This window comes from Ensifer adhaerens (assembly GCF_028993555.1).
Taxonomy (GTDB): Bacteria; Pseudomonadota; Alphaproteobacteria; order Rhizobiales; family Rhizobiaceae; genus Ensifer; species Ensifer adhaerens_I.
The window spans coordinates 1705861-1730525 of sequence record NZ_CP118610.1; the positions used below are offsets into that span (position 1 = coordinate 1705861).

The window sequence follows — 24665 nt, forward strand, 5'->3', positions numbered from 1 at the left end:
CGATAAGAATAAAAGAGCAAAGTCTCAACCGGAGCCATCCCGCGCGGCCCGTGCTGCCGAAGCGGCCAAGACACTCGCCCCGGAACCTGCGCCCAAATCCCCTTCCCTTTCCGCAGCCAACGACGATGGTCGCCGTTCGCCGGCTGCGATGCTGCGCGCGCTCGACGTGCGCTCCAATCGCGCCGCGATACGGGTTGCCGCGCTGGTGTCGATCATCTGGGCCATCGCCGGCCTCGGCATTGCCAACCTGCTCTATGGCCCGCATATCTGGCAGATCCGCTCCCTGAGCGATCTGGCCGCGACGCCCGGCGCTATTGGCGTTGCAATCGGCATCCTGTTGCCGGTCATGCTCTTCTTCTCCTTCGCCATCATGATCGCCCGTGCGCAGGAACTGCGCAACGCCGCCCGCTCCATGGCTGAAGTGGCACTGCGCCTTGCCGAGCCCGAAACGGCCGCAGCCGATCGCGTCATGACCGTCGGCCAGGCCGTGCGCCGTGAAGTCTCGGCGATGAACGAGGGTATCGAGCGCACCATCGCACGCGCCACTGAACTCGAAACGCTGGTGCACTCCGAAGTCAACGCGCTTGAGCGCAGCTACAGCGAAAACGAACTGCGCGTGCGCACCCTGGTCCAGGAACTCGGCCTCGAGCGCGAAGCCATCATCGGTCACTCGGAGCGTATCCGCTCGGCGATATCGGGCGCGCACGGCAAGCTCAAGGATGACCTGGAACAGGCGAGCGACGACATCGCTTCGCGTATCGCGATTTCGGGCGAAGCCTTTGCCTCGCTGATCGACACGCGCGCCGCAGCCCTCAGTGAAAAGTCGGACACGGCCCTGCAGTCGATCGGCAGCATGCTGTCGTCCCGCACAGATGCGCTGCTTTCCGGCCTGACGGCCGCCGGCCTTGGCCTCAGCACCGAATTCGATACCCGTCTCGACCAGTTGAGCGACACGTTGACGAAGCGCGGCGAAGACCTGCTTAGCCAGTTCGAAACGCGCGCCTCCTCGCTCGACGCCAGCACCGAAAGACTGAACGCGGCATTGAACGACCGCGCACGCCAGCTCAACGAGACGCTGATCGCCCGCACCCGTGACCTGAACGAAAGCCTCAGCGTCGGCCAGCAGGCGATCACCGGCGGCCTCGATCACGTGCTTGCCTCGCTCAACGCCACGCTCGACGAGAAAGGCGCAAGCTTCCGTCAGAGCCTGCGTTCGAGCGCCGACGATGCGATCATGGATCTGGACCTGCGCGGCGGCTTCTTCGAAGAGAAGCTGCAGACCACCGTCGGCCAGCTCGCGACCGCCTTCGACGAGCGCTTCCACGAGTTTGCGTCGGCCTTCGACAAGCGTGCGAGCATGCTCGACACCAAGCTGATGGAAAGCCTGCACCGCATCAACGAGACCGTCTCCGGCGGCTCTGAAGCAATCGGTGGCGCCCTCGACAGCAGCATCGAGAAGATCGGCTCGGCCCTCTCCGATCAGTCGTTGACGCTGGCAGCGACGCTCGGCGCAACCCAGGACTTCATCGAGGAGACGATCACCAGCCGGACCTCGGAGCTCGGCAACCTGGTCGGCGATGCGCACAGCCGCATCGACAGCGTGCTCTCCGAGAAGACCAGCGGCCTCATGGGTGCCCTTTCCCAGGCGCAGGAGCGCATCGAGAACGGCTTCGGCCAGCGTGCCGACGCGCTTGCAAGCGCGCTCACCACCAGCGAACAGCGCCTGAGCGAAGGGCTCGACACCCGCACCGCGGCCTTCGTCGACGGTCTGCACGCAGCCCATGCCCGCATCGAGCAGACGCTCAGCGGTTCGACCGACGAAATCACCAGCGCGATCGCAGCCAGCCAGCACCGCTTGGACAACACGCTGTCCGAGCGCACGCTCGCGCTCTCGACCATTCTGTCCATGGGCGCGGACTCGATCGACAATGCCGTCAACGGCACGGCCGACCGGCTGGAGCGCGTCTTGTCCGAACGTGGCGAAGCGATCTCCGAAGCGCTCACGACCCAGACGTCGGCCCTCGATGGCGTCCTCGCCGAACGCGCCGCCGCCATCACCTCGACCATGTCGTCGCGCGCCAACGAAATGGCGAATACGCTGAGCCGCCATGCCGAAGACGTGGCCGACAGCCTGACGTTCCGCGCAACGGCCGTCGCCGAAACCATGACCGACCGTGTCGGCGATATCGAACAGAAGCTCTCCGAGAGCGTCAACACGATCGCCGAGAACCTCGGCGGCCGTGTCAACCTGATCTCCGATACCCTCACCCAGACGAGCGCTCGCATCGCCGAGGATCTCAGTGGCCGCGTCGGCAAGATTTCCGACACGCTGACCGAGACCAGCGCGCACATCGCCGATGCCCTGACCGCCCGCACGACCGAGGCCACCGCTTCGCTCGCCGGCAAGGCAGCCGAAATTGAGCAGACGCTGAGCGGCCGGGCCGAGCATCTGCGCGATACGCTGTCGTCGACGCACGAACAGATCCGCGCCACGCTCGACGATCGCATCAACGCCATCAACCTCGCCGTTGGCCAGGGCCGCGATCAACTCGAAGGCATGCTGGCCGATCAGTCGACCGCCATCGCCACGACGCTCGCCACCAGCGCCAGCATGCTGGAAATGTCGCTGGAAGAGCGCCAGTCCGCGCTTGCCGGCATCATCGACCGCAGCGGCGAAACGCTCGACACGCGCATGCGCTCGACGACCGGGCACATCGCGGAGCGACTGGCTGAAACTGCCAACCAGATCAGCCTCGCGGCCGACAGCCTCACGAACCGCGTCGACATGTCGATCAACGGCATCAACGACCGTCTCGACGATACCGGCCTGCGCATCGAGACGAGCCTCGGCTCTCTCGAGGAGCGCATGCGCGAAAGCGCGGGCAACATCGGCTCGATCGTCGACGAGACCGGCATGCATATCGAAACCCGCGTCGGTGTGCTCGAGGATCGCATTCGCAACACCGTCGGCAATGTCGGCACGGTTGTCGACGACACCGGCGCCCGTATCGAAAGCAACCTGGGCGCACTTGAAAACCGCATCCGTGGCAGCGTTACCAATGTCGGCTCCGTCGTCGACGATGCGGCTGCCCGCGTCGAAGGCGGCCTCAGCACGCTGGAAGATCGGATCCGCGGCAGCGTCAGCGGCGTTGGCGCAATCGTCGGCGAGACCGGCACCCTCATCGAAAACAGCCTCGGAGCCCTTCAGGATCGCATTCGCGGCAGCGTCAACGACGTGAACACGCTGGTTGACGATACCGGTCTTCGGCTGGAAGTCAGCCTCAGCTCGCTGGAAGAGCGTCTTCGTGACAGCGTCGGCGGTGTGAACGAGATCGTCGACGGAGCCGGACAGCGCATCGCCCACAGCCTCAGCCAGCGCGCCGGCGATATCGACCGCCTCAGCGAGGTCGCGGCCACCCGTATCTCCGGCGCAATCGAATCCGGCGCAGAGCGTATTGCCGAACGCTTCGGCACCATGGATCGCGCCCTCAATATCGGCCTCGAAAACGTCAACCGCACAATCGAAGGCAAGGCCGCCGGTCTGGTCACCAGCCTGCGTGGTGCGGTCAGCGAAGCAACGCAGGATCTGGACGCCGAAGCCGTCCGCCTCGAAGTCAAGACCGGTGACCTCGTCAGCAACCTGCGCAGCGCAGTCGGCGACGTGGCCCAGGAATTCGACGCAGAAGCCGTCCGCATCGAGGGCAAGGCTGCGGGCCTCGCGACGTCGCTTCGCGGCGTGGTCGGCGATGTCGCCCAGGAACTCGACGCAGAAGCTGCACGTATCGAAGGCAAGGCTGCCGGCCTCGTGACTTCGCTTCGCGGCGCAGTCGGCGACGTCGCTCAGGAACTCGACGCAGAAGCCGCTCGCATCGAAGGCAAGGCTGCGAGCCTTGCCACCAGCCTTCGCGGCGCCGTTGGCGACGTTGCCCGGGAGATCGACGCGGAAGCGGCGCGCTCTGCCGAGCTCCTTTCCAGGGCCGGCGACGACTTCGCTTCGGCGCTTGCTGCCCGTCAGGCCGAGTTCGCCAACACGATCGACCAGACGGCAGCGGCAACCGCCGCCCGCCATGCGGACCTTGCCAATACGATCGAGCAGAAGGCTGCTGCCAGCGCAGCCCGTCACGCCGATCTTGCCCGTTCGATCGCCGACGCGGCCGATACGGCAACGGCACGGCTCGCTGCCACGCACAGCCAGATTGCCAGCCACGCCGACACCATCCACCAGGGCCTCGCCAACACCGAGAAGGCGCTGGAAGCACGCGGCGAAGCGATCCGCACCACGCTTGACGACCGCACCCGCGAGCTCAACTCGATGCTCGCCGGCCGTTCGCTCGAACTGTCGCGCCTGATCGACGAGCAGGCCCGCCCGGTCATCGACCAGTATGCCGCAACCGGCCGCGAGGCTGCCGAGCGCATCGCCGCCGTGACCCAGGAAAGCGCAGATCGCCTGCGTGCCGAAAACGCAGCCCTGGTCAACGCGATTGCCGACCGCACGGGTGAAACGCTGAACGCGATCTCGCACCGCGCCGAGGAAACGGCGAAGGCGATGAAGATGGTCGAGAACCGTCTGCAGTCGACCGCCATGGGCCTGATCGACCAGCTCGCCAACAATAACAATGCGATCGCCACGGTCATCGACCAGGCAAGCAGCAACCTCGGCGAGATGGACCAGCGTCTGGAATCGACGATGGCCCGCGTTTCAGAAACGACCCGTCAGGCTTCCGACATGCTGTCGACTTCCACCCGCCTCATCGAAGGCAAGGTCGACAAACTGTCCGACATCTCGGCCTCGACGCTCTCGCAGATCGGTGGCATCGTCGGCCGCTTCGAGGACCACTCGAAGGTGCTCGGACAGGCCTCCGACCTGCTCGGCGCCGCCCAGTCGAACCTCGTCAGCACGCTCGAAGAACGTCAGGACGCACTGCGCACCCTGTCGGTTGGGCTCGTCCAGCGCTCGGAAGAGATCGAACGCACGATGCGTGCGCTCGAAGGCTTCGTCGATGGCGCCTTCCAGCGCGCCGAAGAACGCTCGGGCCTCGTTGCCGGCAACCTGCGCAGCGGCATCCAGCAGTCCTTCTCGGATGTTGGCCGCCTGTTGACCAGCGCCGAACAGCGTGCAGCCGAAGCGGCCGAAGCGATGCGCAACACGCTGGCTCAGGCGGGCGATGAAGCAGGCGCCTCGGTCGAACAGGTGTTCAGCCGAGCCGAGGAGCGCTCGCGCCAGATCGCCGATACGCTGCGCTCCGGCGTCGAGACCTCGTTTGCCGACGTCAACAAGACGCTGTCTTCGGTCGAGGGCCGTGCGCTCGGCGCATCGGAGGCGCTCCGCCAGGCGATCGCCAAGGTGGGCGAAGATGCCGGTGCATCGATCGAGGGCGCATTTGCCAATGCCGAGGAACGCTCCAAGGAAGTCGCCTCACGTCTGCGCGGCAGCGTCGCGGCCTCGGTGTCCGATATCGAGCGCATGCTCGCCGAGAGCGGCAAGAAATCCGACGGCGTCGCAGGGCAACTGCGCGACGCGGTTCGCGTGGCGATCGACGAGGCCATCGGCCGCTTCAGCGGTGCGACCGACGAAATCCGTCGCTCGGCCGGCGAGATCCGCAAGGAACTCGACATGACCCGCGAGGAACTGAAGCGCGGTGCCTTCGACCTGCCGGAAGAGGCCAAGGAAAACGCGGCCGTCATGCGTCGCGCCGTTGGCGAACAGATCAAGGCGCTGCAGGAACTGTCCGACATCATCGGCAAGTCCTCGACGCAGCTCGAGGTCGCCCAGCCGCTGCGTCAGCAGCCTGCCGCCGCTTCGGTCGCTCGCCCCGTACAGCAGCAACCGGTACAGCAGCAGCCGGCGCCGCAGCCGGTTGTCCAGGCCGAGCCCGTTGTGGCCCAGCAACCCGTGGCGCAGCAGCCCGTGGTGCAGCAGGCAATGGTGCAGCCGCAGGTCGAGCAGCCGCGCCGGCAGGAACCCGCTCCGGCCCTGCGCGGCAGCCTCGGCATCGAACAGCCGGCCGTTCGCCAGCCTGCTCCGTCGCAGGCGGTGACCAGCGAAGTTGCTGAAGGTGGTGGCTGGATGCGCGACCTGCTGCGTGCGGCATCGCGCGAAGAGGCGCCCTCGCCGGCGCCACAGCGTCCGGCCGAAGCCCAGCCCGCCGCCCGCACCGGCGACAACCGCAATCCGCGCCACGTCGTCGAGTCGCTGAACTCGCTCTCGGTCGACATCGCCCGCGCCATCGATCACGATGCCTCGGTCGACCTGTGGCGCCGCTATCAGCGCGGCGAACGCGACGTCTTTACCCGTCGCCTCTACACGCTGAAGGGCCAGCAGACTTTCGACGAGATCAAGCGCAAGTACGATCGCGAGCCGGAATTCCGCACTGCCGTCGACCGCTACATCGCCGACTTCGAGAAGCTGCTCGCCGATGTTGCCCGCAACGACCCGGACAAGCGCATCACCCAGACCTACCTGACGTCGGATACCGGCAAGGTCTACACGATGCTCGCCCACGCCGCTGGCCGCTTCAGCTAAGCGGTCTCGGACCTGAAACAACAAAAACGGCCCCGTCTTGTGACGAGGCCGTTTTTGTTTGCAAGGACTTTAAGGAAGAGAAGAGGCCAATCGTTTTCGCTATCGGCGGGAGGTCAATTAGCTCCATGGTCGGACACTGCGAACGAGGCTCGAGACTATGGCCGTCTATCTCATGGCACTTGTCCCGCCGCCGACTGCAGCACCGCGTATCCTCTCAAGCGCGCAATTTCGCTGTCGCCACTTTGAACTCCCTATGCTTGTACATTCCTTTTGCTGCAATCACTGATAATATACAGCAGGCCGAACTAGCTCAGCGCAGCGGCGAGCAGCCGCCAGCATCACCGGCCTTGACGCGGCCGGCCTGAAGATCCTTCAAGTAGGGCTTGTTCGGATCCGGTCCGCCGATCACGTCGTCATAGGTGGCACGATTTGTCTTCAGCATGCGTCCGCTTGCCGTAAAGCTCACCATTTCCTTCCTGTTGACGTAGGCCGAGGCGACATTCATCCGGCAGAAGAACTTCTTCTGGCCGTTCGCGACGACCCAGCCCCAGGCACCGGACTTGCCCCTGCTGAGCTTGCCCGTCGCATAGCCTTGCTTGGTAAGCGTGGAATAGCTTTCCGCCTGGGCAATGCCGGGAACGAAGGCAAGGCCGAGCGCTGCCGCCACCACCAGCCGCCTGAATGAAATAGACATCGGATTTCAACCCCTTGATTACTGAGTAACGCAATTGTCTACGCGGTCGCGGATGGCTGGCGCAACCACAACATGCATACGAGATTACCGCGCACGCCGGTGACCAAAACGACGCGAGTGGGCGACAGACTGCGCATGCCGATAACCCACAAAGCCGGCGTGTTTGCCACGTCACGGTTGCATCTCGGCACCGCTGGAATTCGCCTTCACGAAGGCGAGATGCAATCGTTTGCATTGAAATGCTGTCTTGCGCCCCGCAATGAAGGTCCTGGTTGGCCGAGACATAGGCGGGGCCGCAAGAACCATCGACGTCGCCAATGACGGCACTTGTGAAATGGGTGCGTGCAGGCACTGGAAGGTGATGTCGAACGCAGCGGATCATCAGCCGAACAGAACCGCGCCGAGATCGAAATTGCTTACACTACATCCTCGTCACGCTCACGCCCGGCCCTGGAATCTGCCGGTCGATCGGAGGACGCTCAGGCAAGCGACCTTGGATAGAACAACGGATAGAACAACGCAGGGGTCCCGCCGCAATGTGCGGCCGTTCTTGTCTGCACGATCATCTGGAAGCAGATGTGACACCCAGTCGCGATGATCCGCGGCGACCACCCTGCAGTTCGCAATGGGCCACTCCCACCCCAGGCAGTTGGTATTGCGCGATGCGTCGGCTCAGTTGAAAGGACTTGAAACGCATTGCTCTTTCGCCGCGCGAGCGGATGATCGGTTTGGCTTGACTTGCGGCAATGGCTGACTTGCCGAATGCGGACGACGGGCCTATTTACGCCGTCGTCCAACCGATTTCGATCCGCCAGGATCAAAGAAGAACTCGATCTCCCAACGCCGATGAACACGACACAGACAAGGTCCCCGCAACCGGTTGAAATCTGCGCCTGGTCTCCCGAATGGCCAAGTCAGTTCGCCGTCAAGGCAAAACGCATAAGAAGCGTGTTGGGCGAGCGCGCCATTCGCATCGACCACGTTGGCTCGACGGCGATCCAGGGGCTGGCCGCAAAGCCGATCATCGACATTCAAATTTCGGTGGCCGATCTGCACTCCATCGAAGTCCTGAAAGAGGAGATGAGCGTCATCGGGTACATGTGGCGGCCACTGAATGGCGACCTGACGAAGCGCTATTTCCGAGAGGCACCGGGCAACGAGCGTACGCATATCCACGTGCGCGCGCTCGGAAGTTGGAGCGAACAATGGTCCCTGTTGTTCCGGGACTATATGCGCGGCCATGGAGAAGAGCATGCGCCCTATGCAGAACTCAAGAGAGCCTTGGCGTCGCGATACCAGGATGATCGCGTGGCCTACACCGAGGCCAAGTCCGAACATCTATGGGGAATTGTTCGTCGTGCGGATTCCTGGGCTGCCCGAACCGGTTGGCAGCCGGGACCGTCCGACGCTTGAGCACAGACGCCATCGCAGGCGCGAGAACTCTGCCGCCGGAGCAAGGTCGACCCGCATACCCGACGGGCCTCCTCCCTCGACCGAACTCCGAAAACAAAAAGGCCCCGGACGAACCGGGGCCTTTTTGTTGGATCTCGATCAGAGCCGGCTGGAGCCGACAGCGATCAATGTTCCTTGTTGGCGTAGACCGACTTCTTCGTCAGGTAGACGAGACCGGTGAAGATCAGCAGGAACACCATGACCATGAAGCCGGTGCGCTTGCGTTCCTCGAGGTGCGGCTCGGCCGCCCACATCAGGAAGGAAGCAACGTCCTTGGCGTACTGGTCCACCGTCTGCGGCGTGCCGTCGTCGTAGGTGACCTGGTCGTTGGAGATCGGCTGCGCCATTGCCAGAGCGGCGGCGTTCGCGAAGTACGGGTTGTAGTGCGTACCTTCGGCGACTTCGACACCCTGCGGCGGCTCCTGGTAGCCGGTCAGCAGCGCATGGATGTAATCCGGGCCGCCTTCCTGGTAGGGCCAGAACATGTCGAAGACGAACTGCGGGAAGCCGCGTTCGATGCCACGTGCCTTCGCGATCAGCGAGAAGTCCGGCGGAGCTGCACCGTTGTTGGATGCCGCAGCCGCTTCCTTGTTCGCGTAAGGCGACGGGAAGTGATCAGACGGCAGAGCCTTGCGGGTGAACATTTCACCGTCGGCGTTCGGGCCGTCCTGAACTTCGTAGTTTGCTGCAAACGCCTTCACCTGCGCTTCCGAGTAGCCGAGGCCTTCGAGCGTACGGAAGGGCACCAGGTTCATCGAGTGGCAAGCCGAACAGACTTCGGCGTAGACCTTCAGACCACGCTGAAGCTGGCCCTTGTCATAGTGACCGAACGGGCCGGCAAAGCTCCAGTCCTGCTGTTCCGGCTTGTGGATCGGGTAGTGGGGCGTACCGCCGCCATGCTCCTCGCCGCCCTTTGCCTCTTCGGCGACAGCCGCTCCGAGACCGAGACCAGCGACGACAGCGAGTGACAGAATGCCTGTAACAAGCTTTTTCATTGTTGTGGGTTCCTTATCAATCGCTGTTCTGATCAGGCGCGCGCGACGGCCGGCTGCGCCTTGGCATTCTGCTTTTCCAGCACCGCTTCGGTGATGGAATTCGGAATGCGCTTCGGCGTTTCGATCAGGCCGAGAACCGGCATGATGACGAGGAAGAAACCGAAGTAGTAGAGCGTGCCGATCTGCGACATCACGACGTAGAGGCCTTCTGCAGGGCGTGAGCCGAGCCAGCCGAGCATGATGGCGTTGATGACGAAGATCCAGAAGAACAGCTTGTACCACGGACGGTAGACGGCCGAGCGGACCTTGGACGTGTCGAGCCAGGGCAGGAAGAACAGGATGATGATCGAGCCGAACATCACCAGAACGCCGCCGAGCTTGGAGTCGATCGGGCCGATGTTGAAGGTGATGGCGCGCAGCATCGCGTAGAACGGCAGGTAGTACCATTCCGGAACGATGTGAGCCGGCGTCTTCAGCGCGTCAGCCGGAATGTAGTTGTCCGGATGGCCGAGGAAGTTCGGCATGTAGAAGACGAACCAGGCGTAGATGATCAGGAAGACGGAGACGCCGAGTGCATCCTTCAGCGTCGCATAGGGCGTGAAGGGAACGGTGTCGGTCTTGGACTTGACTTCAACGCCGGTCGGGTTGGTCTGGCCGGTGACGTGCAGCGCCCAGATGTGCAGGACGACGACGCCGGCAATCATGAAGGGCAGCAGGTAGTGCAGCGAGAAGAAGCGGTTCAGCGTCGGCTGATCGACGGCGAAGCCACCGAGCAGGAACTGCTGGATCCACTCACCTACCAGCGGGAAGGCGGTGAAGAAGCCGGTGATAACCGTAGCACCCCAGAAGGACATCTGACCCCAAGGCAGAACGTAGCCCATGAAGCCGGTCGCCATCATCAGGAGGTAGATGACCACGCCGAGGATCCAGAGGATTTCGCGCGGAGCCTTGTAGGAGCCGTAGTAGAGACCACGGGCAATGTGCAGGTAGACGGCGATGAAGAAGAAGGATGCGCCGTTGGCGTGCATGTAGCGCAGCAGCCAGCCATGGTTGACGTCGCGCATGATCTTTTCGACCGAGTTGAAGGCGACGGTCGTGTCGGCGGCATAGTGCATCGCGAGAACGATACCGGTCAGGATCTGCACGATCAGCATGACCGAAAGCATGGCACCGAAAGTGTAGGCGTAGTTCAGGTTCCGGGGAACCGGATAGCTGATGAAGCTATCATGAACGAGACGCGGCAACGGCAGACGGGAATCAACCCATTTCTCAATGCCAGTCGTCGGCGTGTAGGTTGAATGTTCAGCACTCATTATCAGTAGTCCCCTCAACCGATCTTGATAACTGTGTCGGAAACGAACGCGAAGGTCGGCACGTGAAGGTTCTCTGGCGCCGGACCCTTACGGATGCGACCGGCCGTATCGTAGTGCGAACCGTGGCAGGGACAGAACCAGCCACCGAAGTCACCGGCCTGGCCAAGCGGCACGCAGCCGAGATGGGTGCAGGAACCGATCATGACGATCCAGTTCTCCTTGCCCTCGCCGGCAGAGCGATCGACATCGCTTGCCTCTGCGTCGGCCGGAAGGTTGGCATTGCGCGCAACCGGATCCTTCAGCTCGTCGAGCTTGACGGCCTTTGCCTCTTCGATTTCCTTCTCCGTACGGTTGCGGATGAAGATCGGCTTGCCGCGCCATTTCGCCGTCAGCGACATGCCGGGCTGCAGGCTCGAAACGTCAACCTCGATCGAGGCGAGCGCGAGCGTCGATGCATCCGGACGCATCTGGTCGATGAAAGGCCAGGCGACAGCACCAGCGCCAACGACGCCTGCCATGCCGGTAGCCAGATAAAGGAAATCGCGGCGAGTGGGCTCGCCCAAGGCCTCGCTTGAAGTGTCGTGTTCGCTCACGGCTAAACCATCCTCTCACGCAATATTGCGGACACCGCATCCGCCCCCGGCGAGATTCTTGCCCCTTGCGGTTTGATCCAGGTCAAGGAACCACGCCCAATTCATAGTGCTAACGCCCCCGCCGTTTTGCGCCTGCAAACACGACATCGGCACCAGAATCCGGAAAAACTCTGCGCGCATGCGGCACGCAGAATCCCCGTCAATCCGGCGCGTTCTATGCTTGATCGCAAATTATGTCCAGCCTTGACAAGGGGATGTGGGCAGATTGTCGCGGGGAAAAGCGCGGCCAATCGGCACAAGGACTTGACGGTCGCCAGTTAGGCTGAACTCAGGCCGCTCGAGCGGCCTTTGAGGCACTCTTGAGGCGCCCTACTCGGCCGCTTCTTCGCGGGCCAGAAATCCGCCCGACTGGCGCGACCAGAGCCCGGCGTATAGCCCGCCACGGGCGACGAGTTCTGCATGCGTTCCCTCCTCGACGATCCGCCCCTTGTCCATGACGACGAGCCGGTCGAGCGCGGCGATCGTCGACAGACGGTGAGCGATCGCCAGCACCGTCTTGCCCTGCATCAGACGGTCGAGATTGGACTGGATCGCCGCCTCGACTTCCGAATCGAGCGCAGAAGTCGCCTCGTCGAGAACCAGGATCGGCGCATCCTTGAGCATCACCCGGGCTATGGCGATGCGCTGACGCTGGCCACCGGAAAGCTTGACACCACGCTCGCCGACATGGGCATCGAACCCCTGGCGGCCGCGCTGGTCCTGCAGGCCGAGAATGAAGTCGTAGGCTTCGGCTTTTCGTGCGGCTGCGATCAGTTGCTCCTCGCTCGCGTCCGGCCGACCAAAGAGGATGTTGTCGCGGATCGAGCGATGCAGCAGCGAGGTGTCCTGGCTGACCATGCCGACCTGGGCACGCAAGGATTCCTGCGTTACCGCCGCAATATCCTGCCCGTCGATGCGGATGCGCCCGCTCTCAAGATCGTAGAAGCGCAGCAACAGGTTGACGAGCGTCGACTTGCCGGCGCCGGAACGGCCGACGATGCCTACCTTTTCACCGGGTCGAACGATCAGCGAGAAATCGTCGATGACGCGCTCGGCCTTGCCGTAATGGAAGCGGACGTGTTCGAAGCGAATTTCCGGTTGGCTGACGGCGAGTGCGGTGGCATCGGGCCGGTCGACGAGACCGATCGGCTGTGACACGAGTTCGGCCGAATTCTGGATCGTGCCGATGTTGCGCATGATCGAGTTGAACTGCGTCATCATCCGGCCGAGCAGCATGTTGAGCCGGAGCACCAGCGCCAGCGTGAAGGCGACGGCACCGGAACTGATCGCGCCGCCGAGCCAGAGATGGATCGAATAGACCGCAATCGCGGTGATCATCATGCCGGAAAGCAGCGCCAGCGAAGCGCGCACGGCGGTCAGAAGTCGCGTAAACGGAATGACCGCGCGCTGGAACCGATCGAAGCCGGAGCGGATATAGCGGTCGTTCTCCTCGTCGCGACCGAAGAGCTTCAGCGTCTGGATGTTGGAATAGGCATCGACCATGCGGCCGTTCAGCATCGAGGCCATTTCGGCCGTCTCGCGGGCGTGCTTGCGGATGCGTGGAACGAAGTAACGCGCGAGCGCCAGGAAGACGACGATCCAGAAGGCGACCATTGCGGCCAGACGCCAATCGAGCTGCGCCACCAGCGCCATGGTGGAGGCCGTGTAGATGACGATGAACCAGACGACCTGCAGCAGCGAGACGATGAGATCGCTCGTCGCCTGAGCGCCGGCCCACACCTTTGTGACGATGCGGCCGGAGAAATCGTTCTGGAAGAAGGTCAGCGACTGGCGCGCAACATGCACATAGGACTGCCAGCGCACCAGATTGAGAAAACCGGTGATGATCGACTGCTCTTCGACGAGCGCTGCCAGCGACACCGCGGCAAAGCGGAACACCATCACCGTCAGCAGCATGAACATGAGTTCCGGCCCGTTGGCGGCAATGAGCCCGCTCCAGCCGGCTTCCGGCTTCACCGTGTCGAGAACATCGACCAGCCGCCCGACGAAGTAGAACAGCCCGGCTTCGAGCATGGCGACGAGACCGCCAAGCACGGCCATGGCAATGAACGGTCCTTTCGCCTGCCTGGCGTAGAACCAGGCGAAACCCCAGAGCGATTTGGGCGGCTGAAGGCGCTCGCGCCGCGCGAAAGGCTTGATCCAGTTCTCGAAGAGGCTGACGATGGCGCTGAGCATGGTTCCGATATAGGCGGTTCGACGGCAACAGCAATCGGTTTCGACACAATTGCAGATTACAAATGCGTAACGTCCAAGAGAGCGGCCGCCGCTCTTTCGAACGGCGGGCCGCTGTTTCTTATTCTGCAGCTTCTTCCTTCTCGACGTCGTCGGCGATGAAGCCGCCGGACTGGCGAGACCAGAGATCGGCGTAAAGACCGCCATTGGCGACCAGTTCACCATGCGAGCCCGTCTCGACGATCCGGCCAGCTTCGAGGATCACCAGCCGGTCCATCTCCGTCAGCGTCGACAGCCGGTGAGCGATCGCGATCACCGTCTTGCCGGACATCAACGCGAACAGGTTCTCCTGGATCGCCGCTTCGACCTCGGAGTCGAGTGCGGACGTCGCCTCGTCGAGGATCAGGATCGGCGCGTCCTTCAGGAACACGCGCGCGATCGCGATGCGCTGGCGCTGGCCGCCGGAGAGCTTGACGCCGCGTTCACCGACCTGCGCATCCAGGCCCTTGCGGCCCTGGTTGTCCTCAAGCCCCTCAACGAAGTCCCAGGCATTCGCCTTCTTCGCCGCCGCAATGATCGCCTCGTCGTCCGCTTCCGGATGACCATAGGCGATGTTGTCGCGAATGGAGCGGTGCAGCAGCGAGGTATCCTGCGTGACGACGCCGATCTGGGCGCGCAGGCTGTCCTGGGTGACGGTGGAGATATCCTTGCCGTCGATCCGGATCGCACCGTCCTCGAGGTCGTAGAAGCGCAGGAGCAGGTTCATCAGCGTCGTCTTGCCGGCGCCGGAGCGACCGACGAGACCGATCTTCTCCCCCGGCTTGATGTCGAGCGACAGGTGATCGATGACGCCCTTGGCCTTGCCGTAGTGGAAGCGGATGTTGTCGAAGGCGATTGCCCCCTTCTCCGCCTTCAGCGCCTTGGCATCCGGTTCGTCGACGATGTCGTGTGCCTTGGTCATCATGCCGATGCCGTCGTAGACCGTGCCGATGTTCTCGAACAGCGCCGAGACTTCCCACATGATCCATTGCGACATGCCGTTGATGCGCATCGCCAGACCGACGGCGATCGCGATCGCGCCAACCGAGATCGCGCTCGTCAGCCACAGATGGATGCCGAGTGCTGCGATCGCAAAGAGCGCGATGCTGTTGTTGGCGTAAACGAGGATGTGGAAGAGCGTCACCTTGCGCATCTGGCGATGCACGGTGTCGAGGAAACCGTCCATGCCGTCGCGTGCATAGCCTTCTTCGCGGCCGGCATGCGAGAACAGCTTGACCGTTCCGATGTTGGTGTAGCTGTCGACGATCCGGCCCGTCATCATCGAGCGCGCATCCGCCTGCTCCTTGGAAATCTTCTGCAGGCGCGGCACGAAGTAGCTGACGATGCCGATATAGATCGCAAGCCAGATGGTGAGCGGGATGACCAGGCGCCAGTCGGCAGTCGCCACGACGGCGAGCATGGTGACGAAGTAGCTGACGACATAGACGAAGACGTCGAGGATCTTCATCACCGTTTCGCGCACGGCAAGCGAGGTCTGCATCACCTTCGTCGCCACGCGTCCGGCGAACTCGTTGGCAAAGAAGGTCATGCTCTGGCGCAACAGGTAGCGGTGCATCTGCCAGCGGGCGATCATCGGATAGTTGCCGAGCAGCACCTGATGCATGATCAGCGAGTCGATCGCCACCAGACCAGGCAGGCCGATGAGGACGAGCGCTCCCATCCAGAAGAGCCTGCCGCCTTCGGCTTCCAGGAACGTATCGCGATTGGCGCTCGACAGCCAGTCGACCATGTTGCCGAGGAACTGGAACAGCGCCACTTCACCGATGGCAATCAGCGCGGTGCAGACCGACATGATGAGGAGCCACGGCACGGCCGGCTTGGAATAGTGCCAGCAGAAGCCGAAAAGGCTCTTCGGCGGGAGCGTCGGCTCCTCCGCCGGATAGGGATTGAGGCGGGATTCAAACCAGCCAAACATTGCATTGCTCCTTCAGAGTATTTTGAAGGAAAGCGGGTTTCCCCGCGTTCTTAGGATAAAAAAGTCAGTCCGGAAATGCAGCCCCGAAAGAAGGCTTTGTCTTCCGGAGTCCCGGAAGCGCGTCGATCTCTTTTAGAAGATAGGTCGCGGAACCGGTCAGGCCAAACGGTGGCCCATTACTCCAGGAAGGCATGTCAACATCAGTACATTCATGTTTGCCTCCGTCGGTTCGCGTTGAAGAGGCCTGATCTCTACCCTTATTCGCGCCGGCATGCCAGATTGTCGCAGGCTGTTTCTTGCACAATTTTTCATCGCTCGAGCATCTGTTGCTGTTTCGGCACAGATTAGCGTCGGCAAAATCAGCGAGCGCAAAAGCAAGCAGCGGCGGGCCTTTCGCTGCGGAGAACACGGATGAATGTTTCATCGGATACGCCTCCTGATCTTCGCGGTGACGGCTTCGTCCTTCGCCGCCCTCGCGACGGTGATGCGGATGCGCGCCTGCGGCTCGGCCGCCATCCGCAAATCTACCGAATGTTCGGTGCTGGCCTGTCGTCGCCCGGCCTCTTTGGCCACGGAGAGGCAGCCGCCTGGGTTGCGCGGATTGCCGGACACCCGGCAGCCTGGATCATCGATCAGAACGGCCTCGCCGGCGAAGTCAGGCTCGACAATATCAATCACGCCGATCGGCGCGCGAGCTTCGCCATCGGCATCTTCGATCCGCGGCGCCTCGGCAAGGGGCTTGGCACGGCGGTCACCCAGCGGGTATTGGCCTATGCCTTCAGTGAACTTGCCCTTCATCGGGTGTCGCTCAGAGTTCTTTCGTTTAATGAACGGGCGATTGCCGCCTATCGCAAATCCGGCTTCTCCATCGAGGGCCGCGAACGCGAGTCGGCTCTGATCGACGGTGAATGGCACGATGACATCATGATGGGCATCCTGGCCGCGGAATTTGACGCGCGGCACGCTGCCCCCAGAAACGAGTGACCTGACGTGAGCAATCTGCGCATCGCCCTCTACCAGCCCGATATTCCCGGCAATACCGGCACGATCCTGCGCATGGCCGCCTGTCTCGGGTTGGGAGTCGATATCATCGAGCCCGCCGGGTTCGACATTTCCGACCGCAACCTGAGGCGTGCCGGCATGGACTACATCGCTTCCGTTGCACTCACCCGCCACGTCAACTGGGAGCGCTTCGAAGAGTGGCGCGCAGCGAGTGGGCGAAGGCTCGTGCTCGCTTCCACCAAGGCGGCCCTGCCCTATACGCGCTACGAGTACCTCCCTGACGACATCCTGCTTTTCGGACGGGAGAGCGCCGGCGTGCCCGACCATGTGCACGAGCGCGCCGACGGCCGCGTCCTCATTCCGATGGCCGAGGGCCAGCGCTCGCTGAACATCGCCATCTCCGCCGCGATGATCGCCGGCGAAGCGATCCGGCAGGTCTCTCCGGCCTGACAGCGTAGACATTGCTACCTCCTGACTGCTGGTCGCAAACATCACCATCGATCGGGCCTTACGCCGCCACCTCGTTGTAAGGCGCGCTCTTGCGCGCCTGTTTCAGAACGCGCGCCCACCAGGTCAGCCGGTCTATCATAAGGAAGAGCGGCGCGCGCAGTTCCTCGGGCTTGTAGAGGTTGCCGGCTGCGTCGAACTTCGACCAGGCCTTCGCCAAGGCGATGCCATCGCGCAACGTCACCGCATGCAGTTCGCCGAAAACCTGGCGCAATTGCTCGACGGCCCGAATGCCGCCCGAGGCGCCGCCATAGGAGACGAAGGACACCGGCTTTGCGTGCCAGGGCTCGTAGACCGAATCGATCAGTTCCTTGAGCGCTGCCGGGTAGCCGTGATTGTATTCCGGCGTGACGACGATGAAGGCGTCGGCCTCGGCGATCTTGCGCTCGAGCCACTCACCCGGATTGACCGCCGCCCCCAGGCCGCGCGAGGTCCTCAGCCGCGCTGGATCGATGATCGTCAGCGTGAAGGTCTCCGAAGACGAAAGTTCCCGGATCAGCCAGTTTGCGACGGTATCGCAGAAGCGACCCTGGCGCGCGCTGCCATAGATCACGGCAAGGGTCATTTTCTCAGTCATGGGAACAAGCTCCTGTTGTCGACGTCATGGAGCCAATGCTATAAAACCTCAACAATAGTTGAGGTCAATAGCCATCATGACAATTGTGAAAAGCAGCGAATTGCGCCGCGAACTGACGGTCGGCGAAGTGGCGGAACGAAGCGGCGTCGCCGTCTCCACCTTGCACTTCTATGAAGCCAAGGGGCTGATCCGCAGCAACCGCACCCGCGGCAACCAGCGCCGCTATCCGCGCAGCGTGCTGAGGCGTGTTGCGGTGATCAAGGTAGCCCAGCGCACCGGCATCCCCCTGTCGGAGATCCAGGACGCTTTGTCGGTTCTGCCGGACGATCGTCCGTTGACGGTGGAAGATTGGGGCAGATTGTCTGAAAACTGGCGCGAACAGCTGAACGAACGCATCACCAGCCTGATGGCCCTGCGCGATCACTTGACGGGTTGCATCGGCTGCGGTTGCCTGTCGCTGCGCGAATGTCCGCTGCGCAACCCGCACGACGTGCTGTCGATGGAAGGCGCCGGACCGCGGCTGATGGATGACGATGGCCACCCGTGAAGCACATTAGTCTAAAGGTGCCGAAGTCATGGCCGCTGCGCGAGAACTAAAAATGAGATCCGCACTGAAATCTATAATACTTTGATCTGGTCAATCCGCAGTCGGCAAGCGGCGCATGGTGAATTCGATCTGATCGCCGTCGAGTTGGCGCCAGCTTTCGACCTCGGTCCAATAGGCGGCCTTCGGCCAGGTGTCGAACCATTCCCGAGCTTTTGCGCGGGCAGCACTGCGATCGAGCCGAAAGGTTTCCCGCACGAAAAGGCTATCGCCTCGCGTCGGTTTGTCCCGGCGATGCCGGGCGATCTGCCGTCGCAAACCGTCGAGCGGCGGGCCTGCAGGTATTCTGGCCATGGGCTATACCTCTAAGCGCTAAGATAGTGACGGCGCTTGAGCTTTGCCAGAGCTTTGTGTTGCCCAGGCCCGTACTACCCATCGGCGCTCCGATGCGACAGACCGCCCAGTGGTGCTGGACCGCCGTTGCCATCGGCGCGAAAGTATGAACTGTGGCGACTTCAATCGAATCGGCGGCATTTCATCGGGAAATCCCGCCAACAGGACGCAATTTTCCATGGAACGACCGCAGCTCCCCCCGGGCCTCCCCGCAGATATCGAAGACAAGAAGGCCGAGGCGCGCGCGTGGTTCGAAGGTCTGCGCGACACCATCTGCGCGGCCTTTGAGGGCATCGAAGACGAACTGACCGGGCCTCTCTCCGACCGCGCGCCAGGCCGTTTCGTCGCCAAGGATTGGAGTCGGGACGATGGCAAGGGCGGCGGTGGCCGCATGTCGATGATGGAAGGTCGCGTCTTCGAAAAGGTCGGCGTCCACACCTCGACCGTCTACGGCGAGTTCTCGCCTGAATTCCGCAGCCAGATCCCGGGTGCCGCCGAAGATCCACGTTTCTGGGCCTCGGGCATCTCGCTGATCGCTCACCCCGTGAACCCCAATGTGCCGGCCGTGCACATGAACACCCGCATGGTAGTGACGACGAGCAACTGGTTCGGCGGCGGCGCCGATCTGACGCCGGTGCTCGACCGCCGCCGCGTCATGACCGACGCCGACACGCAGCTCTTCCATCGCGCCATGGAAATCACCTGTAGCCGTCATGCCGTCGCCGACCACGCCAAGTTCAAGAAGTGGTGCGACGACTACTTCTTCCTGCCGCACCGCAATGAACCGCGCGGAACCGGCGGTATCTTCTACGACTGGCTCCACTCGTCCGAGGAACAGGGTGGCTGGCAGGCCGACTTCGCCTTCACCCGAGATGTCGGCAAGGCTTTCGCCCTCGTTTATCCGAAGATCGTGCGCACCAACTTCAACACGCCGTGGACCGAGGAAGATCGAGACGAGCAGCTCGTACGGCGTGGTCGCTATGTGGAGTTCAACCTCCTCTACGACCGCGGCACGATTTTTGGCCTGAAGACCGGCGGCAACGTCGAGTCGATCCTCTCGTCGCTGCCCCCGGTGGTGCGCTGGCCATAACTCCAGCCATGGCGGCAAGCCAACTTGCGTCAGACGAACAGACAGAGCGCTGCCGGCCAAGGCAGCGCTTTTTGTTTACTTGCAGATCCGGACCTTCTTCATGGTGACGTTGCCATAGGCGCCGTAGGTCTTGACGGTCTTGAGCACGCAGCTCGGCTTGCAGCCGTAGCTGTAGTTTTGCGCCTTGGCTGCCGTGCCAAAGGCAAGTGAAAGCACCGTCGCCAGAGCCATGGCGAAGAACAAACCGCGCATCGAGTGTATCCCCTGCTGCTGTAGTGGCCGCGACCGATCCCCGTCGCTTGAGAACACACATGGCATGAACAGGAGATAGGCGCTGTTTCGAATGAAACAGGTGCGACCGCGCCGCTGTGGCGGGCACGTGCAAGGACGTTCACGGGGCGTTGTCGTCTGTGGTGGCTCGGCGACCCGAGGCCTGCAAGATCACGTCAACGGCTCAGCCGTCGTCAGATCGAGCCGAGGGTCCAGCCGACGATTTCGGCGGAGACGGTGGCAAACGCCTGATCCAGAGCCTTCACGAAAGCGGGGTTTCCGGCGCCCTTGACCGATGTCGTGGCACGAAACGCTTTCTGCGCCCGCACCGTGCCGGTGCGGTCGTTCAGGATCTTGGCGAAGATCTCGACCACGGCCGTATCGGCCCCTTCGGTCGAAATCTCGAACGAACGGATTTCCGTGATGATCTGATAGTCGATGGCGAGCCCTTCGCCCGGCTTGCCGACGCCACCGATCTTTCCGGTGTTTTCAAACGCCTGCACGAGCTTCGACTGGACCATCCTCGGCAGCCGGTCACTCCATTGCGCCTTGGAGAGATATTGCAGTTCCGATCCGGACAGACGGATGACCACCTGATCGCTGTCGAGCGCCTTCAGTGCTGTCGGTTCCGGTACCAGGATCTGCTTGCTTGTCGATGCGCGCCCTTCGATCACTGGCGACGCCGAAAGGCCGAACGTGTCGTTGGTGGCGCGCGTGCCGCATCCAGCAAGGCCTGCAGCCAACATGAAAATCAGAGCGGAACGCCAAGCGCGCGTCTTCCCTACACCCACAAGCTCCGAAAAATTCATACTGCCCAAACCCTTGTCCCACACACCTTGGCACGCTTCCGATCGAAAACACACCGTCCGGCCCGACGCCGGAGCCGCCACCTCCCGACTCAGCGTCGGGTGCGGCCATCATACTGTTTTACCGTTTCGCCACCGAAGAGAAGACGCTGCGGGTTCTTGTCGAATGTGGAGATCGTATTCTCCAGGCTCTGCACCGTGCGCCGCGTATCGGTGACAAGCGCCTCGACATCGCGCAGGCCCGAACCGGAGAAACGCTTGAGGTTCTCGGCGATCGGGCCGATCTGCGCGTTGAGATTATCTGCCATCTTGCGGAAGGACGCGAGCGTCGCGCGGGCGTCTGCCGAAAGCGAAGGCGCATCCGCGTCACCAAGGAAGCCGTCAACCTTGACGAGAATGCTGTCGACCCGGTTGGCAGAGGCGTTCAGCTTGCTCGCCAACTGGGTGACATCGGTGATCGTGCGCTCGATATCCTGCTGCCGCGCGGTGATCTTCTCGGCAAACGCAGAAATGTTGGCGACCGTCTTTCGGGCGTCGGCGGTGGCTGCCGTGATGTCGTTGACGACGAGCTCGACCTTCTCCTGGTCGACCGAGGCCACCAGCGTATCGACCCGTTCCAGCGTCTTCTGGGCGTTCTTGCCGAACTGGTCGTAGGTCTCGACCGTTCGACGGAACGCGGCAAGCGTCTCCGTCACTCCGCCCGAAGCCGCCTTCAGGTCGTTGCTGATCTGCTCGACGTTGGAGACGATGTGGTCGATCTTCTTCGGATCAACGGATTTCACCAGGGTCTCGGCGGACGCCAGAGTCGAATCGAGCTTCTTCGAAGCCGCACTCACCGAGCCGGAAAGCTCCGTCACGCTCTTCAGGAAGTCGTCGACCGCGCCGGAATTGTTGGCGAGCGCCGTCGAAAACTTCTCGGCATTGCCGATCGTCGTCGTCAGTGGGCCGCGCACGTCGGTCACGAAACCCTGTATGTCGGTGATCGCGTCATTGGCACGGTCCATGATCTGGTCGGCTGTTGCCAGCAGGCTGGTAACGCTCGACTGGTCCGCAAGAATGCGCGCCTGCGTGCCCTTTTCGATCGCGGACCTCAGTATGTTCTCGTCGCCCTTGCGACCGCCGCTGAGCTCGATATAGGCGGCGCCCGTCAGGCCCTGGACTTCCAGCGTTGCCTTGGTCGATTTCAGGACCGGCGCATCGATCGAAACCTCGGTGACGGCAATCGAATAGCGCGGGTCATTGGCGTCGATCGCAAGATTGCGCACCGTGCCGACGGCGATACCGTTGAAGCGCACCGGCGAACCGACGGAAAGACCGTTGGCCGAGCCCGGAATATTGACCACCAGTTCGACCATTTCGCCGCTGCGGCCGTATTGCGACATCCAGTAGACGAAGCCGAAAGCGGCCGCGATCACGAACACCGTGAAGAAACCGACAATGGCGTAGTTCGCTTTCGTTTCCATTCGTACCGACTACCTTCGTGGCCGCTTCACCGGCTCTTGCTCCGATCTCGACACGTAAGCGTCAAAACCGCCTTCTCGAAATTACTGATCGTTCCGCACGATCGAACGTGCCCGCTTGCCCCTGAAGTAGGACTGCACCCAGGGGTCGTCGCAGGCCAGCATGTCCTCCACGGTCCCTTCGACCAGAACCTTCTTCTTGCCGAGAACCGCGATGCGGTCACAGACGGAAAAGAGGCTGTCGAGGTCGTGAGTCACCATATACACGGTCAATCCCAGCGTGTCGCGCAGCTTGGCGATCAACTCGTCGAACTCCGCAGCCCCGATCGGGTCGAGGCCCGAGGTTGGCTCATCCAGGAAAACCAGGTCGGGATCGAGCGCCAGTGCGCGTGCGAGTGCCGCACGCTTGATCATGCCGCCTGAAAGCTCCGACGGGTATTTTTCCGCCGCTTCCGGCGCCAGGCCAACCAGTTCGATCTTCACCCGTGCCAGTTCGTCCATCAGGCTTTGCGGCAGATCGAGATATTCCCGCATCGGCACCTGGATGTTCTCGCGCACCGTCAGCGCCGAGAAGAGCGCGCCATGCTGGAAGAGAACGCCGAGGCGCATATCGAGCGCTATGCGCTCGGCTTCCGTTATGTTGTCGTAGTCGGCGCCAAGAATTTCGATCTTGCCGGAGCGCTTGGCGAGCAGCCTGAGAACGGTGCGCATCAGCACCGACTTTCCGGTACCGGAAGCGCCGACAAAACCGAGGATCTCGCCGCGGTAGATTTCGAGGTTCAGCTTGTCGAGCACGATGTTCGAACCGAAGCCCACCGTCAGGTCGCGAACGGAAAGCACGGATTCGCGACCGTTCGCATCCGTTGCCTGCTCTTCCTCATGTCGTTTCTCGACTGCGCTCACGCTGTTCCTCGCCTCAGAAATCGATTGCTGCGTAGAACATGGCGAAGAGCCCGTCGATCAGGATCACGACGAAGATCGATTTCACCACCGAAGAGGTCACGTGACGGCCGAGCGATTCGGCACTGCCGCCGACCTTCAACCCCTCGACGGCTGCAACCACGCCGATGATCAGCGCCATGAACGGCGCCTTGATCATGCCGGCCGCGACGGACGAAAAATCGACCGCTTCCTGCAGACGAGCAAGGAAGGTGGGGATCGTGATGCCGGAATAGCCCCAGGCAACCAGAGCCGCACCGGTCAGGGCCGCAAAGTTCGCGATGATCGTCAAGAGTGGCAGCGCGACGGTGAGTGCCACAAGGCGCGGAAAGACGAGAACGCCGATCGGGCTCAGTCCCATCACCTTCAGCGCATCCACTTCCTCGCGCATCTTCATCGAGCCGATTTCGGCGGTAATGGCACTGCCGGAACGGCCGGCGATCATGATCGCCGTCAGGAGCACACCGATTTCGCGCAATTGCAGGATGCCGACGAGGTCGACGACGAAGACTTCCGCACCGAAGTAACGCAGCTGGAATGCGCCCTGCTGCGCGATGATCGCCCCGATCAGGAACGACATCAGCGTGATGATCGGCACTGCCATCACGCCCATGCGGTCGATCTGGTGCACGATTGCCGCCGGCGAGACGCCGCTGTGCCGACCAAGCTTCAACTGGGCGCCGCGCACCGCAGAGCCGAGAATGTACATGGCAGCGACGATATCGTCCCAGGTCGCGATCATGACCTCGCCGACGGGCGCGAATATGCGCTGGAACAGCGGCACGCGCTCCTTGCCTTCATCGGGCGAACGCAATTCCGCCGGCAACGCGTCAATCAGCTCGACATAACGCTGTCCGCCCTCGGCAAAATGGACATGATCCCGCGAGGGCCCGGCTACCTTGGTCATGAAACGGCGGATGATCCAGGCACCTGCCGTATCCATCGCGGTCACGCCGGAAAGGTCGAACTGAGCGACACCGTCGTCCTTGCGGGCGAGCTGCTCCAGCTTTGCCGCCATCGCCTCGGCCGTTTCGTGCCGCCAGGCGCCGGTGAAGACATAGCTTCGCCCGCCGCCACTTTCGGCCAGCGCGACATCAGCGGTCAACTTGCGGGCAGCTTGCGACACGTGGCTTCTGTTTTCCCGATTTTCTACTGCATAATTTCCCGGATCGGGGTCGGTCTCAGGACAAATTTATGCAGCGGGCCTAAAGTGTTACAGCAAGCATTGCGCATCTGGACGCCCGCTGCCGTAAAGATTCGTAAATCCTTACCCCGTCATAACCGCTCGTATCGTTGCTGT

General features: G+C 62.4%; 19 protein-coding genes and 1 pseudogene. 6 read left to right on the forward strand and 14 right to left on the reverse strand.

Annotated features, from left to right (window positions below; all coding sequences use genetic code 11):
• Positions 1 to 82: 82 nt before the first annotated feature.
• A pseudogene (locus tag PWG15_RS08300) lies at positions 83 to 6523 on the forward strand (kinesin); the annotation flags it as partial.
• Positions 6524 to 6833: 310 nt separating this feature from the next.
• Here PWG15_RS08300 and PWG15_RS08305 read toward each other — a convergent pair.
• The gene (locus tag PWG15_RS08305) at positions 6834 to 7217 is read right to left on the reverse strand and encodes a hypothetical protein (protein ID WP_275023921.1); all 384 of its coding nucleotides are present in this window, start codon (positions 7215 to 7217) and stop codon (positions 6834 to 6836) included.
• A gap of 846 nt (positions 7218 to 8063) precedes the next feature.
• Here PWG15_RS08305 and PWG15_RS08310 point away from each other — a divergent pair.
• Entirely contained in the window at positions 8064 to 8630 is a 567-nt protein-coding gene (locus PWG15_RS08310) for a GrpB family protein (RefSeq protein WP_275024383.1), read from the forward strand.
• Between the two features lie 164 nt (positions 8631 to 8794).
• Here the strand turns inward: PWG15_RS08310 and PWG15_RS08315 are convergent, their stop codons facing one another.
• From PWG15_RS08315 to PWG15_RS08340, 6 genes are all read right to left on the reverse strand, one after another.
• On the reverse strand, positions 8795 to 9664 hold the full coding sequence (locus tag PWG15_RS08315; protein WP_275023922.1) for a cytochrome c1: 870 nt from the start codon (positions 9662 to 9664) through the stop codon (positions 8795 to 8797).
• Positions 9665 to 9696: 32 nt separating this feature from the next.
• Positions 9697 to 10977: a cytochrome b gene (locus PWG15_RS08320; protein ID WP_275023923.1), complete on the reverse strand. Its 1281-nt coding sequence runs from the start codon at positions 10975 to 10977 to the stop codon at positions 9697 to 9699.
• Positions 10978 to 10991: 14 nt separating this feature from the next.
• On the reverse strand, positions 10992 to 11570 hold the full coding sequence (gene petA / locus PWG15_RS08325) for a ubiquinol-cytochrome c reductase iron-sulfur subunit (protein WP_275023924.1): 579 nt from the start codon (positions 11568 to 11570) through the stop codon (positions 10992 to 10994).
• Between the two features lie 369 nt (positions 11571 to 11939).
• Positions 11940 to 13805: an ABC transporter ATP-binding protein gene (locus PWG15_RS08330; protein WP_275023925.1), complete on the reverse strand. Its 1866-nt coding sequence runs from the start codon at positions 13803 to 13805 to the stop codon at positions 11940 to 11942.
• 118 nt (positions 13806 to 13923) lie between these two features.
• Positions 13924 to 15777 (reverse strand): ABC transporter ATP-binding protein, encoded by a 1854-nt coding sequence (locus PWG15_RS08335; protein ID WP_275023926.1) that lies wholly within the window; start codon positions 15775 to 15777, stop codon positions 13924 to 13926.
• A gap of 64 nt (positions 15778 to 15841) precedes the next feature.
• Positions 15842 to 16201, reverse strand: coding sequence for a hypothetical protein (locus PWG15_RS08340; RefSeq protein WP_275023927.1), 360 nt, complete (start codon positions 16199 to 16201; stop codon positions 15842 to 15844).
• On the opposite strand from PWG15_RS08340, the gene PWG15_RS08345 reads away from it, so the two are divergent.
• Together PWG15_RS08345 and PWG15_RS08350 are read left to right on the forward strand one after the other, a co-directional pair.
• Positions 16189 to 16761, forward strand: a complete 573-nt coding sequence (locus PWG15_RS08345) for a GNAT family N-acetyltransferase (RefSeq protein ID WP_275023928.1) — start codon at positions 16189 to 16191, stop codon at positions 16759 to 16761. The genes PWG15_RS08340 and PWG15_RS08345 overlap by 13 nt on opposite strands.
• Before the next feature lie 6 nt (positions 16762 to 16767).
• Positions 16768 to 17229: a tRNA (cytidine(34)-2'-O)-methyltransferase gene (locus tag PWG15_RS08350; RefSeq protein ID WP_275023929.1), complete on the forward strand. Its 462-nt coding sequence runs from the start codon at positions 16768 to 16770 to the stop codon at positions 17227 to 17229.
• Between the two features lie 58 nt (positions 17230 to 17287).
• Here PWG15_RS08350 and PWG15_RS08355 read toward each other — a convergent pair whose 3' ends face one another.
• On the reverse strand, positions 17288 to 17863 hold the full coding sequence (locus PWG15_RS08355) for an NADPH-dependent FMN reductase (RefSeq protein WP_275023930.1): 576 nt from the start codon (positions 17861 to 17863) through the stop codon (positions 17288 to 17290).
• A 76-nt stretch (positions 17864 to 17939) separates the two neighbouring features.
• Here PWG15_RS08355 and soxR point away from each other — a divergent pair, with 76 nt between their 5' ends.
• Entirely contained in the window at positions 17940 to 18410 is a 471-nt protein-coding gene (gene soxR, locus PWG15_RS08360) for a redox-sensitive transcriptional activator SoxR (RefSeq protein WP_275023931.1), read from the forward strand.
• Between the two features lie 90 nt (positions 18411 to 18500).
• Here soxR and PWG15_RS08365 read toward each other — a convergent pair whose 3' ends face one another.
• Entirely contained in the window at positions 18501 to 18761 is a 261-nt protein-coding gene (locus PWG15_RS08365; protein ID WP_275023932.1) for a hypothetical protein, read from the reverse strand.
• 217 nt (positions 18762 to 18978) lie between these two features.
• Between PWG15_RS08365 and hemF the strand changes: the two genes are divergently transcribed.
• Positions 18979 to 19890 (forward strand): oxygen-dependent coproporphyrinogen oxidase, encoded by a 912-nt coding sequence (hemF, locus tag PWG15_RS08370; protein ID WP_275023933.1) that lies wholly within the window; start codon positions 18979 to 18981, stop codon positions 19888 to 19890.
• 75 nt (positions 19891 to 19965) lie between these two features.
• Here the strand turns inward: hemF and PWG15_RS08375 are convergent, their stop codons facing one another.
• The 5 genes from PWG15_RS08375 to PWG15_RS08395 form a co-directional block, all read right to left on the reverse strand.
• The gene (locus tag PWG15_RS08375) at positions 19966 to 20142 is read right to left on the reverse strand and encodes a hypothetical protein (RefSeq protein ID WP_275023934.1); all 177 of its coding nucleotides are present in this window, start codon (positions 20140 to 20142) and stop codon (positions 19966 to 19968) included.
• A gap of 212 nt (positions 20143 to 20354) precedes the next feature.
• The gene (locus PWG15_RS08380; RefSeq protein WP_275023935.1) at positions 20355 to 20969 is read right to left on the reverse strand and encodes an ABC-type transport auxiliary lipoprotein family protein; all 615 of its coding nucleotides are present in this window, start codon (positions 20967 to 20969) and stop codon (positions 20355 to 20357) included.
• A gap of 89 nt (positions 20970 to 21058) precedes the next feature.
• Entirely contained in the window at positions 21059 to 22429 is a 1371-nt protein-coding gene (locus tag PWG15_RS08385) for an MlaD family protein (protein ID WP_275023936.1), read from the reverse strand.
• A gap of 81 nt (positions 22430 to 22510) precedes the next feature.
• Complete coding sequence (locus PWG15_RS08390; protein ID WP_275023937.1) at positions 22511 to 23329, reverse strand: ABC transporter ATP-binding protein; 819 nt, start codon at positions 23327 to 23329, stop codon at positions 22511 to 22513.
• Between the two features lie 13 nt (positions 23330 to 23342).
• The gene (locus PWG15_RS08395; protein ID WP_275023938.1) at positions 23343 to 24491 is read right to left on the reverse strand and encodes an ABC transporter permease; all 1149 of its coding nucleotides are present in this window, start codon (positions 24489 to 24491) and stop codon (positions 23343 to 23345) included.
• Positions 24492 to 24665 lie beyond the last annotated feature (174 nt).

What these genes read in the sequence shown, in the direction of transcription:
- PWG15_RS08365 (WP_275023932.1), bottom strand. Translation starts at nt 18,761, where the DNA reads ATGGCCAGAATACCTGCAGGCCCGCCGCTCGACGGTTTGCGACGGCAG.
- PWG15_RS08385 (WP_275023936.1), bottom strand. Translation starts at nt 22,429, where the DNA reads ATGGAAACGAAAGCGAACTACGCCATTGTCGGTTTCTTCACGGTGTTC.
- PWG15_RS08340 (WP_275023927.1), bottom strand. Translation starts at nt 16,201, where the DNA reads ATGAAACATTCATCCGTGTTCTCCGCAGCGAAAGGCCCGCCGCTGCTT.
- PWG15_RS08355 (WP_275023930.1), bottom strand. Translation starts at nt 17,863, where the DNA reads ATGACTGAGAAAATGACCCTTGCCGTGATCTATGGCAGCGCGCGCCAG.
- soxR (WP_275023931.1), top strand. Translation starts at nt 17,940, where the DNA reads ATGACAATTGTGAAAAGCAGCGAATTGCGCCGCGAACTGACGGTCGGC.
- PWG15_RS08380 (WP_275023935.1), bottom strand. Translation starts at nt 20,969, where the DNA reads ATGAATTTTTCGGAGCTTGTGGGTGTAGGGAAGACGCGCGCTTGGCGT.
- PWG15_RS08330 (WP_275023925.1), bottom strand. Translation starts at nt 13,805, where the DNA reads ATGCTCAGCGCCATCGTCAGCCTCTTCGAGAACTGGATCAAGCCTTTC.
- PWG15_RS08305 (WP_275023921.1), bottom strand. Translation starts at nt 7,217, where the DNA reads ATGTCTATTTCATTCAGGCGGCTGGTGGTGGCGGCAGCGCTCGGCCTT.
- hemF (WP_275023933.1), top strand. Translation starts at nt 18,979, where the DNA reads ATGGAACGACCGCAGCTCCCCCCGGGCCTCCCCGCAGATATCGAAGAC.
- PWG15_RS08375 (WP_275023934.1), bottom strand. Translation starts at nt 20,142, where the DNA reads ATGCGCGGTTTGTTCTTCGCCATGGCTCTGGCGACGGTGCTTTCACTT.
- PWG15_RS08320 (WP_275023923.1), bottom strand. Translation starts at nt 10,977, where the DNA reads ATGAGTGCTGAACATTCAACCTACACGCCGACGACTGGCATTGAGAAA.
- PWG15_RS08345 (WP_275023928.1), top strand. Translation starts at nt 16,189, where the DNA reads ATGAATGTTTCATCGGATACGCCTCCTGATCTTCGCGGTGACGGCTTC.
- PWG15_RS08315 (WP_275023922.1), bottom strand. Translation starts at nt 9,664, where the DNA reads ATGAAAAAGCTTGTTACAGGCATTCTGTCACTCGCTGTCGTCGCTGGT.
- PWG15_RS08335 (WP_275023926.1), bottom strand. Translation starts at nt 15,777, where the DNA reads ATGTTTGGCTGGTTTGAATCCCGCCTCAATCCCTATCCGGCGGAGGAG.
- PWG15_RS08310 (WP_275024383.1), top strand. Translation starts at nt 8,064, where the DNA reads ATGAACACGACACAGACAAGGTCCCCGCAACCGGTTGAAATCTGCGCC.